Annotated in this window: 9 protein-coding genes; 2 read left to right on the top strand and 7 right to left on the bottom strand. The window is 70.7% G+C overall.

Annotation, left to right across the window (positions count from 1 at the left end; genetic code table 11):
• Positions 1-47: 47 nt before the first annotated feature.
• On the bottom strand, positions 48-542 hold the full coding sequence (locus ACZ7EC_RS00435; protein ID WP_471055656.1) for a dimethylsulfonioproprionate lyase family protein: 495 nt from the start codon (positions 540-542) through the stop codon (positions 48-50).
• 1324 nt (positions 543-1866) lie between these two features.
• Between ACZ7EC_RS00435 and ACZ7EC_RS00430 the strand changes: the two genes are divergently transcribed.
• Together ACZ7EC_RS00430 and ACZ7EC_RS00425 are read left to right on the top strand one after the other, a co-directional pair.
• Positions 1867-2124 carry a DUF5988 family protein gene (locus tag ACZ7EC_RS00430; RefSeq protein ID WP_471055654.1) on the top strand — a complete coding sequence of 86 codons (258 nt, stop codon included), beginning with the start codon at positions 1867-1869 and terminating at the stop codon, positions 2122-2124.
• A 19-nt stretch (positions 2125-2143) separates the two neighbouring features.
• Positions 2144-3517, top strand: coding sequence for a hypothetical protein (locus ACZ7EC_RS00425; RefSeq protein ID WP_471055651.1), 1374 nt, complete (start codon positions 2144-2146; stop codon positions 3515-3517).
• 396 nt (positions 3518-3913) lie between these two features.
• On the opposite strand, the gene ACZ7EC_RS00420 is transcribed toward ACZ7EC_RS00425, so the two are convergent.
• The 6 genes from ACZ7EC_RS00420 to ACZ7EC_RS00395 all read right to left on the bottom strand — a co-directional run bounded on the left by ACZ7EC_RS00420 (position 3914) and on the right by ACZ7EC_RS00395 (position 15365).
• The gene (locus tag ACZ7EC_RS00420; protein WP_471055648.1) at positions 3914-5158 is read right to left on the bottom strand and encodes a cytochrome P450; all 1245 of its coding nucleotides are present in this window, start codon (positions 5156-5158) and stop codon (positions 3914-3916) included.
• A 5-nt stretch (positions 5159-5163) separates the two neighbouring features.
• Complete coding sequence (locus ACZ7EC_RS00415) at positions 5164-6135, bottom strand: spirocyclase AveC family protein (protein ID WP_471055647.1); 972 nt, start codon at positions 6133-6135, stop codon at positions 5164-5166.
• On the bottom strand, positions 6132-7031 hold the full coding sequence (locus ACZ7EC_RS00410) for an NAD(P)-dependent oxidoreductase (protein WP_471055644.1): 900 nt from the start codon (positions 7029-7031) through the stop codon (positions 6132-6134). Before ACZ7EC_RS00410 ends, ACZ7EC_RS00415 begins: the two co-directional genes overlap by 4 nt.
• 84 nt (positions 7032-7115) lie before the next feature.
• Positions 7116-7538, bottom strand: coding sequence for a nuclear transport factor 2 family protein (locus tag ACZ7EC_RS00405; protein WP_471055642.1), 423 nt, complete (start codon positions 7536-7538; stop codon positions 7116-7118).
• A gap of 31 nt (positions 7539-7569) precedes the next feature.
• Complete coding sequence (locus tag ACZ7EC_RS00400) at positions 7570-9033, bottom strand: FAD-dependent oxidoreductase (protein WP_471055639.1); 1464 nt, start codon at positions 9031-9033, stop codon at positions 7570-7572.
• A 14-nt stretch (positions 9034-9047) separates the two neighbouring features.
• Positions 9048-15365, bottom strand: a complete 6318-nt coding sequence (locus ACZ7EC_RS00395; protein WP_471055636.1) for a type I polyketide synthase — start codon at positions 15363-15365, stop codon at positions 9048-9050.
• Positions 15366-15441 lie beyond the last annotated feature (76 nt).

Raw genomic sequence — 15441 nt, 5'->3', positions numbered from 1 at the left:
CTCATCCTGCCGGTTGGAAGGAGGGTGGCTGTGCCGTGCCGTCGGCTTCAGGCGGGGTCGGCGGCGGGTTCGGTCGCGTAGCGGCTCATGGCGTCGATGTTGGCCTGGGGCGTCAGCGGGCGGCCGTCGGCGAGCAGGTCCTGGAGGTCACGGAAGTACTGCACGTACTGGCCGGGGGTGAACGTGCTGAGCATGACGGCGGGTTCGTCGGTCAGATTGGCGAAGGTGTGCGGCGTACCGGGCGGGACCATCACCAGCGTGCCCGCGGCGGCGTCGTAATCCTCGTCTCCTACGGTGAAGCGCAGGGTGCCGGACAGGACGTAGAAGCCCTCGTCGTGCCGGGCGTGGCGGTGCTGCGGGGGTCCCTGGGTGTGCGGGGCGAGGATGGACTCGGCGATGGCGAGGCGGTGCCCGGTGTGGCTGCCGTCCTCCAGGACGCGCATGCGCGTGGTGCCCAGCACGATCGTCTCGCCCTCGCCGGGACCCGTCACCGATACGGCGGGGTGAGTCTGCGGCTCGCTCGTCTTCACTTCTTCGGTCATGTTTATGAGTTCACCGCCGAGTCCCGAGTCCTGTCCAAGACCTGTCCCGCATCGCCGATACCTCATAGGTATCGTTGCAGCGTGGAGCGGCATACCCTGCGCTACTTCGTAGCGGTCGCCGAGGAGCTCCACTTCGGCCGGCCCCGTGGATCCGGCCAGGGACCACCGCCGACGCGGCTCCCGGCACCGGCCCCCCGCCCGGCCCCCACCTGTCCGGCCGTGGACCACCCCGGCGGCACCCGCGCGCCGGTCTGCGGGCCCACAGACACGACCTGAGTTTCCGTCAACTTCGGGCGCGGCCGGTCACGTCGTACGAACCGCGGGCGAACACGCCCCATGAGGCGAGACACATCGCGGGAAGCGGGCAAGTTTCAACCGGTTCACGGAATTACGGGCCGCCACCCGTCGACGGGTCCGCCGCCCCTGCCCCAGACTCGGCGGTATCCACTTCCTATGTCCCTCTGCACGGAACCGGTGGCTGCCGTGGATCGCTCAGTTCGCGTTGCCGTCGAAGGAGGGGGTGTTCCGGAGATCTGCGCGCCCCACTGGCGCTGCGGCCGGAAAGGCGTCTGTCCGGCCGGCTGCCGTAAGCCCGGCCCGCGTACCCGCCCCCCGGACGTGCCCCCTCTCCTTCAAACTCCCCGACAGGGCACGGCCCCTGCCGCTCCTTCGAAAACCGGTCTTCGCCCCCCCGGCAGCAGAAAACCGGGCGGAGCCCGTCGCGAAATGCCTGCGCACAACGCATCACGGGCACACCGGTGTCCTGGAACCGGCCGACACCTGCGTCCGGCGCCCCCGGCCGCCGCCGTCCCGCACCGTGCGGCCGCGCCACACCCGCACCCGCCGCCCGCCCCGGCCCCGCTTTTCGCATCTTGTGCCGGAGCGCTGAGCCACCCCTCGAACCTCACCTCTCGTCGGTACCGGTCCACCCGCCGCACGCCGGTTCCGCACAGGAGCCGCCCATGAGCCTGACAACGTGACCAGCCCCATATCCCACCGCAGTACACGGCGAGCAGCGCGCCTCGCTCGGCCCGACCGGAATCCGCGGGCAGAGCACCGGGCGGCCCCCAAGCCCGTTCGACCGGGCATCCCAAGGCGAGCCCCCCCGTACAGCCCCTGCCCGGCCCCGTCGGGCGACGGCCGCCCTGGGCGGCAACTCGGCCGATTCCCCGGCTGCCCGCGCCTGCGATCGGCAGGTATGCGACGCATGTCGCCACTCCGGCACCTGCGTCGGCCCGCACCGCTCCACCTCCCGGCCGTGGCCCGCAGGACCGCGCCGGTCTGCCGGCCCGCCGCTGCTCACGCACCGACAAGGAACACCGCCATGACCGTCTTCGCCGAACCCACCGAGGACATCCGCCTCGCCCACGCCCGGCAGCAGCTCGTCCTCCTCGAAGGCGCTTGCCAAGGCCCTGAAGGGCTCATGCGACTCACCCGGGGAACCACCACCCTGTCCGAGCGGGTGACCGTCGCCTACTACGGCCGCCACCAGCACTTCGTCCGCACGCGGGAGACCCGCACCGTGGCGGGGCTCGAGGTACCGCTGTACCGCTGGATCTACAGCACCGCCATCGCGGAATAACACTCATCGAGGGGAAGGAATGGCACACCGTCATCCCAACGGCCGGCTGGCCGCCCTCCTGCGGGAAGCCGGTTGGACCAGCGGCGAACTCGCCCACGCTGTCAACACCCTCGGGGCGGCGGAAGGTCTCTCACTGCGCTACGACCGCACATCCGTCGCCCACTGGCTCTCCGGCACCAGACCCAGACCGCCGGTGCCCGACCTGGTCGCGGCGGCCTTGACCCAACGCACCGGGCGGCTCGTCATCGTCGAGGACACCGGCTTCCTTCCCCGAGCGTACGAGCGCGATCCGCTGCCCGGCACCGATCCCCGGCACAGCCCCCTGAGCGAGCTGATCGTCCTGTGCCGCCAGGACTGCGATCCCGTCCACCGGGCGGCGCTCACCTCGGCGACGTTCCGCATCGTCCCGCCCCCCGCACCGGCCCCGTCCCCCGGCCCGGCCCCGGACACTCTCGCGGACCCGCTGCCGCCGGCCGCCGAAGCCGACGTGGCCATGCTCGAATGCGTGATCTTCGTCGCCGCGCGCAGCACGGCCCTGTTCGGGGGCCGCCACGCCCGCAGTGCCCTCGCGCAGTACCTCGCCGACGACATCAGCAGCCAGAGCCGGCACGCGCTCGGCACGCTCCTGGCGCCGGTGTGGCTCACCCGCACCGCACAGCTGACCCATCTGCTCGCCCTGAAGACCGACGACACCGGTCACAGCGGACTTGCCCAGCGGTACCTCCGCACGGCCCTGGCCCTGGCCGGAGCCGGCGGGGACCACGTCCAATACGCCGTCACCTTACGAGCCATGAGCTGCCAGGCGGCACGCCTGGGTCACGCCGTGATAGCCCACGCCTACGCCGAACACGCGCTGGCCGCCGCCCGGGACCTTGCCGACCCCAACACCCTCGCCTACCTGCTGGCCCAGCGGGCCCACACCCACGCCCTCCAGCACGACGACCGCCACGCGCTGGCCGACCTTGACACGGCTGTACAGCTCTACGAGTCGCACGGCGACGCTTCCGGCACCCGGCCCCGGCCCTTCGCCTCGTATCCGCGAGCCGGCCTCGAATACCAGCAGGCCCTGGTGCTCCTCCAACTCCGGGACTACCAGGGGGCCATCGCCCACCTCGCCCACTCGCTCGGCCACCGGGCACCCGACGAGAGACGCTCCATCGCGCTCACCCACGCGCTGATGACCGACGCCCTGCTCAGCATCGGCCGCCTCGACGAGGCCTGTGCCCACGGACACCGGTTCCTCGACGAGTCCGCCCTCCTGAACTCGGCTCGGGCTCACCAGGCACTGTCCAACCTGTGTGCCCGCCTCGCCCCGCATCGGCGCACACCCGCGGCAGCGGCACTCCTGGACAGGGCACGTGCCTACAGCGCGGGGAACCGAACCGCCCCGTGAAGATCAGCTCGGTCAACGCGCAGGGGAGTCCGCGCTCTTTGGACCGCACGGCGACGGCGACGCACAGCGGCAGCCGCCGATTCCATCCCCCCGTACAGCGACATCGGGCAGTTCCGGTTCCGCGACGTCTCCGCGAGGCGGGGGTGCGGCCAGTGCGTACATCTGAGGGTCGTCCATGGCTCCGAGATATACATGCGACCCGCCGTACCCACACGCCAGGTCGCGGGCGAATGCTGATGAGTCACCCATTGGGGCTTGTTCCGGCCGGGGTTTCCCGCCGTCGCGTGTCCGCCGAGCTGTGAAGGTTACCGAGGTTCCGCTTCCCAGTGCGGGCAGCGAGCCGACCTGGCACGGGCGGCCGATCCACCGTCACCGAACACTCCCCGCGCGGTCCCTCTAACGGGCGCAGGGCAGGCGGCTGATGCCGTGGATGAGGCCGGAGTAGGTATGGGTGGGCGTGTCGGTGGCGTGGATGTCCGGCGCCCTGGTGAGCAGTTCCCGGTAGAACAGGCTGGTTTCACGGCGGGCGAGGTGGGAGCCGAGGCAGTGGTGTGGGCTGGGGCCGCCGAAGCTGAGGTGCGGGTTGGGGGTGCGGCCGATGTCGAACGCGCCGGGGCGGTCGAAGACTTCCTCGTCCCGGTTGGCGGAGTTGTAGTACAGGATGATCCGGTCCCCGGCGTGGAAGGGGTAGCCGTCCACGGTGGTGTCGCGGGTGACATTGCGGCGCATCCACGTTCCCGGAGTGGCGTGACGCAGGGTTTCCTCGACGGCGCCGGGCATGCGGGCGGGCAGGTCGTCCAGGAGCAGTTTCTTCTGGGTGGGGTTGTCCGTCAGCAGGTGCAGCATGTGGGCCAGGGTGCTGCGGGTGGTGTCGTTGCCGCCGACCAGCAGGATGCGCAGGAACGCCCCGAGTTCGGCGTCGGTGAGAGGTCGGCCGTCCACGGTGGCCTGGACGAGGGCGGTTGTCACGTCGTCGGCGGGGTTGCCGCGGCGCAGGCGGGCGAGGTCGCCCATGAGGGTGCTGAAGTAGGTGACCGCTTCGGCCACGGCACCGAGGCCGGTGCGGTCGGACGCGTTCGCGATCTCGGTGATCGTGTCGGTCGCTTTCACCACGTCCGTGTAGGCCGAGGCGGGGACGCCGACGATCGCGCAGATGGCACGCAGCGGCAGTTGGGTGGCGGCCTCGGTGACGAAGTCACAGGGGACCTTCTCCAGCAGTTCATCGATGACCTGCGTGGCCGCCTGGCTGATCATTTCGTCGTGGTGGCGCAGGCCGCTGGGGTTGAACGCGCGCGCCACCACGCGCCGCATCGCGGTGTGGCGAGGGGCGTCCATGTTCAGCAGGGAACCTTCCGCGGTCTCGCCGAAGGCGGGCGAGCGGTCTTCGAGTGTGCTGCTCGACGGTGTCGAGCTGAACAGGTCGGGGCGACGGGAGACCTCGGTGATCTGCGTGTGCCGGGTCAGGGCGTAGAAGCCGTAGGAGTCGGATCCGGGGCGGGCCGGCCGGTAGGGGAAGAAGACGGGCTCCCTTCCGGCGCGCAATCGCGCGAAGAACGCGTCGATTTCGCTGGCCGGCTTCTTCCAGAACTCCGGGTGGAGCGGGTTGTCGGTCCTGCCGTCGACGTTCCGGTCGGTGTCCAACGGGTTCACCTCGCGTTCATGGGCCACAGGTAGGAGGGGGTGTCGGCGGGCATGGGGCCGCCGACCAGACCCCACAGGATGCACAGCACCAGGTAGACGAAGGCGGCGACGTTCCCTGCCCCGATGCCGGCGAGGATTCGGATGATGTTCTGTCCCCGTGCGGTGGAGGCGAGTTCGGCGCCCCGGTAGATCCATGGGACGGCGCCGTGGGTCTGTTCGAGATGCCGCATGACGACGAAGGGGGTGGTGAAGATCGTCGCGGTGAATGCGGCGGACAGGGGGACGTTGTACCAGTGCCCGGCGAAGAGGGTGACCGGTTTCCAGGCGTGAGCGTAGGAGTAGATGCCGGTATTGAGCCACACCGTCTCGATCAGGAGGTCGGTGACGACGCCGGCGATGAAGATGGCCGCCCAGAGCCGCGGCGGTCCCCAGTGGGGGAACCGGTCGGCTATTTTGCGGCCCGCGATCGCCTGGGCCCACACCCACAGGATGAGCAGGCCGAACCCGACACCGGTGACGGCGATGGGCGCCTCGATCTGGAGCTCCGGATGGGGTGGGTTCCAGCCAGGAATGTACGGTCCCCATGAGTTGACGTGCGCTATGTGCTGGTTCACCACGATGGTGGTGTCGCGGTAGTCGAGCAGAGGGCTCTGCCAGGAGGCGATCAGGAAGCCGAGGGTGATGCCGGCGTCGAGGGTGACGTGTCCGCGGCGCAGGCTGGTGCGGGTCAGGTGCACGGCGCAGGCGATCAGAGCGATGACGAGGAGGACCTGCACGGTGACGATGACGGTGGTGCGTGCGGGCGAGATGCTGTCGCCGCCGTAGTGGGGGGAGTGCACCCCGTGGGCCGCCCAGGTGAGGAGGATCCACGCCCCGGCCAGGGTGAACACGACGCCGGTGAGGGCCCACCAGAAGGCGGGGGTGTGGACGAGACGGCGAGTGGGAGTCTCCGTGGCCGTGCCGAGTGTGCTGCTCATGCGGGATTGTCCTGTGTGTCTGCGTGTCCGGGGCCGCGCAGGAGGCCGATGAAGCTGCCCGAAACACGTGGCCGGGTCCACTGGTTGGCGATGCGCAGGAGTTCGGCCAGGTGCGCGGTGAGGGGGAGCGGGGCGCCTGCGGTGCGGGCGGCCGTCAGCGCGGTGTCAAGGTCTTTGACCAGGTCGGTGAGGGTGCCGAGGGTCTCGTCGTGCGGGTTGAGCATGTGCGGCAGATAGTGGCGCAGAAGAGGGGTGTCGGCGAAGCCCCCGGCCAGTCCCGTGAGCAGCCGCTCGGGCGGGATGCCGGCGGCCTCGGCCAGGGTGGCCGCTTCGGCGACACCCCACACGTTCGCCGCGACGATGATCTGGTTGCACAGCTTGGTGGCCTGCCCCGCGCCCAGGGGGCCCATGAGGGTGATCTGCCGGGCGTAGGCGCGCATGAGCCCGTGGACACGGTCGAAGTCGGACCGGCTGCCGCCGGCCATGATGGTGAGGGTCCCGCCTTCGGCGGCGGGGGTACCGCCGGAGACGGGCGCGTCGAGCCAGGAGATCCCGTTGGCGGCGCGCAGCCGTCCGGCCACGGCGCGGGTGGTATCGGCGGGGATGCTGGAGTGGTCGATGACGATCTGCCCGCGGCCGGGAGCGGCGTGCAGGCCGTCCGCTCCCAGGGCGATGTCGGTGACGGCCTGCCGGTCGGTGACGCACAGGGCGATGACCTCGCATGTGCGGGCGACTTCGGCGGGGGAGGCGGCGACGACCGCGCCGGCCTCGTGCAGGGGCTTGGTCTTGTCCGCGGTGCGGTTCCACACCATGAGCGGGAATCCTGAAACGAGGATGCGGTGTGCGATGGGGGAGCCCATCACACCCAGCCCGATGAATCCGACGGTGAAGGTCACGGCTGCTCCTGCGGTCACGGAGCGGGGCGCGGCCGCCGCAAGAGGAGACAGACGGTGCGACGGCCGTTCCCGGACACGGGTGGGTCAGGTGATCTGCCGGGTGATGGTGGTGAGGTTCCAGTAGGAGACCTCCGTCCGGAAGCGTCCGTCGGGTGAGAAGGTGAAGACGCTCAGCCCGTGCTTGGTGAAGCGGCGGCCCATCACGGCGTTCTCGGTCACACGCGGGAAGTGCCCGACGACCGTGGCCGACAGCGTCCACTTGGTGCCGATCTCACCGTCCGGTCCGACGAGATAGCCGTCGAGGGTGAGCTGTTCGTCGTGGAAGGCGTCGAACCAGGTCGCCACGTCCTTGCGGAGTTTGGCCTTGTCCTCCACCACGCTGTCCAACGCGATGTCCTCCAGGCGCAGTTCGTCGGCGAAGCACGACAGGTAGGCCTCGATGTCGTTGGTGCACAGAGAATGCGCCCAGGTTTGGAATATTTTGTCTTGTTCGGATGGGATATTCACAGAACCTCCGTATTCATGTCGGTGAGAGCACTCATGCGGACACGCTGTCCAACAGGCGGCGTACGTCGTCCAGTTGCGCGGTGTCCGCCGCGCAAGCGGTGTATCCGTCGGGCCGGACGAGCAGACACTGCTCTCTTTGACCGTCGACGTGCTGGTGGGTGACGATGGGGCGGCCGTGCACGAGCTCGTCGGCCCGTGCGCGCAGTGCTGAGCGTGCCGCGCCCCGCGTGACCAGCCGGTAGGCGGTGGCGGGCTGCCCTGCCCGCGCCCAGCCGGGGCAAGGCAGCCCGACCACCGTGGCATCCGAGAGACGGCCCACCCGTCTGGGCCGGTCGGGTACGGGTGCGCCCAGCGGAGTATGGGGGTAGGAGGTCTTGAGCCCGGCGAGTCTCGCCGTGTACCAGCTCTGGACGGCGGGCACGCCGGCCGCTGCCCGCAACACGAGATCGCGGGCGCCGCTCCACGGCGGCCCCGCCAGGGCGATACGGGCCACCAGCCCGGTCATCCGCAGAACCTGCTTTGCGGCGGCACGCCGCTCGGTGCTGTAGGTGTCGAGGACGCCCCCGCACAGACGCCGGTCCAGGACGCCGGCGAGTTTCCAGGCCAGGTTCCGGGCGTCCTGCATACCGAGGTTCGCACCCTGCCCGCCGACCGGGTAGTGCGTGTGGGCGGCATCGCCCAGCAGGAACACACGGCCGGTACGCATCTCGTGGACGAGGGACTCTTCGGAGGTGAACTCGGTCAGAAGCGCCAGGTCGCTGACGTCCAGGGTGCGCCGACCGCGGCGAAGGAGGGCCCGGACCTCCTCGATACCGGGCTGGACTCCTTCGGCCACGTTGCCGGCGACCCGGTAGGAGCCGTCGGGGAGGGGAGCGATGAGGAGTGCTCCCCGCGCGGTGAGGGTGTATTCGATGTCGGTGACAGGGGGCGCCGGGCTGAGGGCGCCTTCGGCGAGCAGGAACCGGGACAGGGCCTTCGTGCGTGTGGAGGGTGCGCCCAGCGCGGTACGGATGGTGGAGTGGGCACCGTCGGCGCCGATGAGCCACGGCACGGTGAGGGTGCTGGTCCGGCCGCTGCCGTCAGTGGTCTCGACGTGCACCTCGTCGGGTGTCTGGGTGAGGCCGGTGGCACGCCGTCCGCGTTCGACGGTGACCCCCATGGCGGTGAGGGCCTTCTCCAGCAGCCGGTCGGTGTGGTGCTGGGGCAGGATCAAAGGGGCGGTGCCGGCGGTGAACCGGAAGCGGGCCAGGCGCCGGGTGCCGGTGCTGTAGGTGAAGGCTTCGGGCCGCCTGCCCAGGGAGAGCGCTTCGTCGAGGACACCGTAGTCGGCCAGGATGGCAAGCTGCGGCGGCCACAGCAGGATGGACCTGGTGCCGGTCGCGGGCTGCGGGTTTGCGTCGACGACGCGGACCGTCGCGCCGTGGCGCGTCAGTTCGCAAGCGGCGGTGAGCCCGCACGGGCCCGCGCCCACGACGAGAACGGAGGCGCCGTCCACCTGATTTCCTCCTGTCACTTCGGCAGCCGTTCGGTGAGGAGTTCGGCGAGGTCCGCCGGTGTGGGGTGCGTCCACAAGGCGGTGGTGGGCAGTTCGACGCCGGCCTCGTGGGCGATACGGTTGCGGAGCTGGATCGCGAGCAGGGAGTCCAGACCGAGTGCGACGAACGCGGTGCGGTCCTCGACGCTGTCGAGGGGGCAGCGGAGCACGGCAGCCGTATGCTGCTTGATCTTCTCGTGCAGGAACCGGGTACGCTGCCCCGGATCGGTCAGGGAGTTCCATCGGGTCAGGAACGCGCCCTTGTCGTCGGCGGGGCCGCCGGCGCGGGGGATCGCCGCGTAGTAGGCCAGGCGGGCCGCGTCGGGGTGCAGGGAGAGCCGCAGGTCGAGATCGTGCGGTGCGTAGACGGTGAGAGGCCGGCCGGAGCGGGTGACGATCTTCTCCAACGCTTCCATGCCCTCCGCCGGAGAGATCATGGCGTAGCCGAGGGATTCGATGTCGGTTCCCCTGCCGTGCCCGGACCAGGGCCCCCACACGATGCTGGCGGCGGGAAGCCGCTGGGCGAGCCGCCAGCGGGTGAATTCGTCCAGCCAGGAGTTCGCCGCCGCGTAACAGGTCTGACCGGGCTGGCCGATGACAGCGGCCACCGAGGTGAAGTTGATCCACCAGTCCAGGGAGCAGGTCTTCGTCGCCTCGTGCAGGTGCCACGCGCCGAGTGCCTTGGAGTCCCACACCCGTTGCAGCTGCGCGGCGCTGACGTTCTCCAGGACGGAGTCCTCGACCACGGCGGCGGCGTGCAGGACGCCGCGCAGGGGACGGCCGGTGGCCTCGGCCGCGGACACCAGGCGGTGGGCCGTCGCCGGGTCGGCCATGTCGCCGAGCGTGACGGTGACATCGACGCCGCGCTTGGTGAGATCTTCGATGACACGGCGGGCCCGCTTGCCCGGTTCGGACCGTGCGCCGAGGACGAGGGCGCGGGCCCCGTGACCGGCGAGCCACTGCGCCACGTCCAGACCGAGACCGCCCAGCCCCCCGGTGATGAGGTAGGACGCGTGCGGTTCGACCGGTCGTACGTCCTCAGGGGCGACCGGTAGCGTGGCCTTCCCCTCGGTCGGCCAGACAAGCGCGAGGTTGCCGGTGTGCCGGGCGCCCGCCATGGTGCGGAACACCTCGGACGCCTCGGAGACGGACGACGAGGCTATGGGCAGCGGCGGCAGACTGCCCGCCGCGTATGCCTGGCTGATCTCCCGTACGAGGGAGGCGATCAGGCCGGGCTCCTTGTGCAGGAGCAGGGCGATGTCGACGCTGCTGAGACTGATGTTGCGACGGAACGGCAGAAGTCCGAGGTGGGTGTCCTCGTAGATGTCGCGCTTGCCGATCTCGATGAACCTGCCCTTGCGGGCGAGCAGATCGAGACTGGCGGTCTGCGCCGGGCCGGTCAGTGAGTTGAGGACGACATCCACCCCCCGGCCGTGGGTGATCTCGCGTACCTTCCGGGCGAAGTCGAGGCTGCGGGAGTCCATCACGTGCCGGACGCCCAGAGAACGCAAGTAGTCCCGCTTCTCCTCCGTCCCGGCGGTGGCGAGGACTTCGGCCCCTTTCATCCGGGCTATGTTGACGGCGGCCAGCCCCACACCGCCCGAGGCGGAGTGGATGAGCACCCGTTCCCCCTCTGCCAGACGTGCGAGGTGGCACAGCCCGTACCAGGCGGTGAGGTAGGCGATGGGGAGCCCGGCCGCGTGCGTGAGATCTTCGGGGGAGGCGAGGGGGATGGCCCAGTCGGCGCGGACGGTGACGCGGGAGGCCATCAGCGTCTCGTGGTCGCCGGCCCAGCACACCGGCACCGCGACGAGGTCGCCGACGGACGCCGAGCGGACGCCCTCGCCGACAGCGGTGACGGTACCCGCTCCGTCGAACACGGCCTGCGGGGTGACGTCGGTCCCGGACAGCAACTGGTCGTAAGTGCCGACCGCCTTGAGGACGTTGATGAAGTTCAGGCTGGTGGAGTGCAGTTGGACCTGGATCTGCCCGGAAGCGGGCGGCTGGGGCTCCAACGCGCCCAGGTGGAGATCGTCGAGGGTCTTGCTCTGGCCGCGGAGCAGTTTGGCGCCTTGAGTACGCCAGTCCACGCCCGCACGGACGCGGTCGCCGGGACCCAGGGGGTGATGGGTGAGGCGGGCAAGGTAGCGGGCCCCTTCCCGGTAGGCGATGTCGTCCTCGGTATCGGGGCAGGTCAGCAGTTCGCGGGCGAGTTGCTCCGTCGTGGTGCGCTGGTCGGCGTCGAGGTGGGCGGGACGCAGAGCGGCCTGCTCCAGAGCGAGGACACGCAGGGCGCCGCGCATTCCCGATCCGGCGAGGCCGGGTACGTCCTGAGGGGTGACGTGCGCCGCGTTGCGGGTGAGCACCCACAGACGGGGCGCGCCCTGACCGTCGGGGGCCACGGACTGGGCGAGACGTATCAGGTGCTCGAGGTTGGTCCGGGCACGGGCCGCTGGACCGGATGCGCCGTCCAGGGCGGGCAGGTAGACCACGGCGCGCGTCGCGGCGCTCGGCGAGCCGCTGGTGCTGGCGACGGGGCGGAGGACGGCGGTGGCGCCGTGTTCTTCGAGGGCCGCCTTGAGGTCCCCCGCCTCGCCGGCGCGCTCCGTCTCGTAGTACAGCTCCCAGCGGCCCGCCTCGGTGATCTCGCTGGTCCGGGAGGTCTCGATCCAGGTGACGTCGAGGGTGCGCCGGTCGAAGAGATCGTCGCCGTCCTGGGAAGGAACGTTCACGCAGTCGATCGCGTCCGCTTCGGCGAGGACGGTCCCGGTGGCATCGGTCAGCAGGCAGCTGGCAGTGCAGGAGCGGTCGCCCACGTCGGTGAGCCGCACGTAGGCGTGAGCCGCCGTGGCGGTGTCGCCCAGGACCCTGACCCTGCCGAGACGGCGCGGCAGCATACCGCCGGGCGGCACGGGGTGGCAGGCCAGCCAGGTACTGCCCACCGCCTGCAGGCAGATGTCGAGCAGGACGGGGTGCAGCCGCAGGTTCCGGCTTCCCGCGCGCCCGGCCGAGGGCAGCACGATGTCGGCCAGCGCGGACGGGCCGCTCCCTCCGGGGATCAGCCGCAGGCGGGTGACGCCCATGAACGCCGGACCGTGGGTGATGCCCCGCTCCTCCCGCAACCGCCGGTACAGCTCGGCCGGTTCGACGTCGTCGGACGGGGACGACAGGAGCGATGCGATGTCCACCGGCTCGGGCGGGCGCACCCCCGGCGCGTGGTGGAGCTGGGCACCCGCGTGGGCGGCGAAGACGCCGTCGGGCCCGATCGCGTTCAGGGTCCAGGCGGCGATGGCGGGCCCGAGCGTGGTGGCCACCGCGGTGACCTCCCGGCTCTCGCCGAGGGCGAGGATGCGGTGCAGGTCGAGGTCGCGGATCTCCACATCGCACGGGTGTGCGGAGAACACGTCGGTGGCGCAGGCGATGGCCATCTCCGCCATCGCGGCACCGGGCAGGACGGGCACGTCGTTGACACGGTGCTCGTCCAGCCAGGGCAGGGTGGTGCGGGTGAGGGTCTTCTGCCACAGGTGGCGCCGGGTACTGGCCGGGTCGGCCAGATGGATGCCCGTCAGGACACCCTCGCTGCCGCGGCCGGCGATGGGCATGCCCGTGCGCAGCGGTGACGGGGCGATGCCGTGCCGGGTGCGTTCCCAGCTCATGGTGGGCACATCGGCGAGCGCGGCATTCCGGTAGGGGGCGTCAGGCCACTCGACCGGGTATCCGGTGCAGTGCAGGGCGGCCACCTGGGTGAGGAACGCGGTGCGCTCGTCGGTCTCGCGATGCAGGGAGCCCAGGACGTCGACGGGATCCTGCCCGAGGGACGCGGCCGTGGCCTGGACCGCGTGCGCGAGGACCGGGTGCGGGCTGATCTCCACGAACCGGCGGAAGCCGTCCTCGACGGCGGCCTGGACGGCGGAAGCCAGCAGGACCGGCTGCCGCTGGTTGGCGGCCCAGTAGTCCGCGTCCAGCCGTACGGCACGACGGGCGTCGTCGACGACGGTGCTGTAGAAGCGGACGTCCGGAGTGCGCGGGTCCAGGTCGGCGAGGGCGGTGCGCAGCTCGCCCAGGATGGGATCCATGTGGGCGGTGTGCGCGGCGATGTCGACGTTGACGAACGTGGCCGCGACGTCCTCCTTCTGCCAGGCACGCACCAGTTGGCCGACGGCGTCCTTGTCGCCGCCGATCACTGTCGCGTCCGGTGAGGTGACCACGGCCACGCTCACGCCGGGGACACCGGCGGCGGCGATCCTCGCTTCGACGTCGGCGCGGGGCAACGCGATCGAGGCCATACGGCCGGCACCCGCCTGACGCACGTTCAGCCGGGAGCGGCGGCAGATGACGCGGGCCCCCTCCTCCATGCTGAGGGCGCCGGACACGACAGCGGCAGCGGCCTCCCCCATCGAGTGCCCGATCACCGCGGCGGGCCGCACACCGTAGTCGGCCCACATGGCGCACAGGGCGACCTGGATGGCGAAGACGGTCGGCTGGATCCGGTCCATGCCCTCGACGAGGCGGGTGTCGGCGAGGGTCTGACGCAGGGAGAACCCGGACTCCTCGGCGACGAGCGGTTGGAGCCGGTCGATGACGCGGGTGAAACCGGGGTCACGGTCCAGCAGGCCCCGGCACATACCCGCCCACTGCGAGCCATGGCCGGAGAACAGGAACACGGTGTCGGCCCCCGGCCTGGCCGTGCCCTCTGCCACGCCGTCGGCGGCCGTCCCGTCGGCGGCCTCGGTGAGCCGGCCGACCAGCTCGGCGCGGGTGGTGGCGACGACCGTCAGCCGCTCACGCAGATGGGACCGACGCACCGCAAGGGTGTGGGCGACATCCGGTAACGCGACGCCGCTTCCTTCCCCCTCCAGCCAGTGGGCCAGACGCCTCGCCGCTGTGCCGAGTGCCGGACGGCTGGCCGCCGAGAGCGGGAACGCCAGCGGCTCGTTCGCGGCTTGCTGCTTGCCGCCCGCACCGGGAGATGCCGTAGGGCGGTGGCCGCGTCCGTTTCCGTCGGGGGACTGCTCCACGACCACGTGCACGTTGGCGCCCGTGACGCTGAGGGAGGACACGACGGCCAGCCGCCGCCCCTTTCGTTCGGGCCAGGCGACGGTCTCGGTGGGTACCAGGAATCGGGTCGCCCGCGCGTCGATCTGCGGATTCCAGCGACGGAAGTGCAGGTTCGGCGGGATCTCACCGTTCTGCACCGACAGGAGGGCCTTGAGTACTCCGGCGAGACCCGCCACCGGTTCGGTGTGTCCGATGTTCGTCTTCACCGAACCGAGCGCGCAGGTACCGGGACCGGCGCCGTAGACCTCGGCGAGAGCACGGAACTCCAGAGGATCACCGACTTCGGTCCCGGTGCCGTGGGCCTCCACCAAGCCGACATCTCCGGGATCGACACCCGCGGCGGCCAGGGCCCGACGGCAGACCTCCACCTGCGCGTCGGCGGAAGGCGCGGTCAGGCGGGTGGAACGGCGCCCGTTCTGATTCAGGGCACTGCCGCGGATCACGCCGAGGATCCGGTCGCCGTCGTGCAGGGCGTCGCCAAGGCGTTTGAGCGCGAGGACCACGCAGCCCTCTCCGCGCACATAGCCGTCGGCGGCGGCGTCGAAAGCGTGGCACCGGCCGGTGGGCGAGAAGAACGACCAGCGCGCCGGCGGCACGGACTCCTCGGGCCCGAGAATGAGGACACATGCCCCGGCGAACGCCAGATCGGTCTCCCCGTCCGCGAGCCCCTGGCACGCGGCATGCAAGGCGACAAGCCCGGAGGAACACCCCGCCTCCAAAGTCATCTGCGGGCCTTGCAGGTCCAGGAGGTAGGCGATGCGACCGGCGGCCATCGAATGGATGCTGGCGTTCATGGCATAGGCGTCGATCTCCTCCAACGGCCGCTGCGCCCGCAGGAGATACTCCTTGTTGTAGACGCCGAAATACGTACCGACCGGCTTGCCGGACAAGGACCTCGGCGGCACTCCGGCATGCTCGGCCGCCTCCCAGAACGTCTCGCACAAAAGCCGGTGATGGGGATCGACCCAGGCGGCCTCATGAGCGTTGATACCGAAGAAGGCGGGATCGTAGGCGTACACGTCTTCGTCGAGGAAGGCCCCCCATTTCAGGCGGGCGGCGACATCGGCGGGGAGACCGAAGACCTCTTCCTGGCTCCACCGTTCCTCGGGAACCTCGCGGACGACGTCCCGCCCCTCGGCCAGCAACTTCCAGAACGACGCGGGCGAGTCGACGCCTCCTGGCAGCCGGCAGCCGGCGCCGATCACCGCGACATGATGTTCACTGGGTTGTTTCACCCCGGTACTCCTTTGCATGCACGAGGCGCGTTGTTCGGCGCCAGCGTCCGGTCCGCTTCCGCCCTGGAACACGAAA

The sequence above is a fragment of the Streptomyces sp. NPDC037203 genome (genome assembly GCF_055605065.1).
The sequence above is the reverse complement of the archived record's forward strand: the minus strand, read 5'-3'. Positions and strand labels throughout refer to the sequence as shown.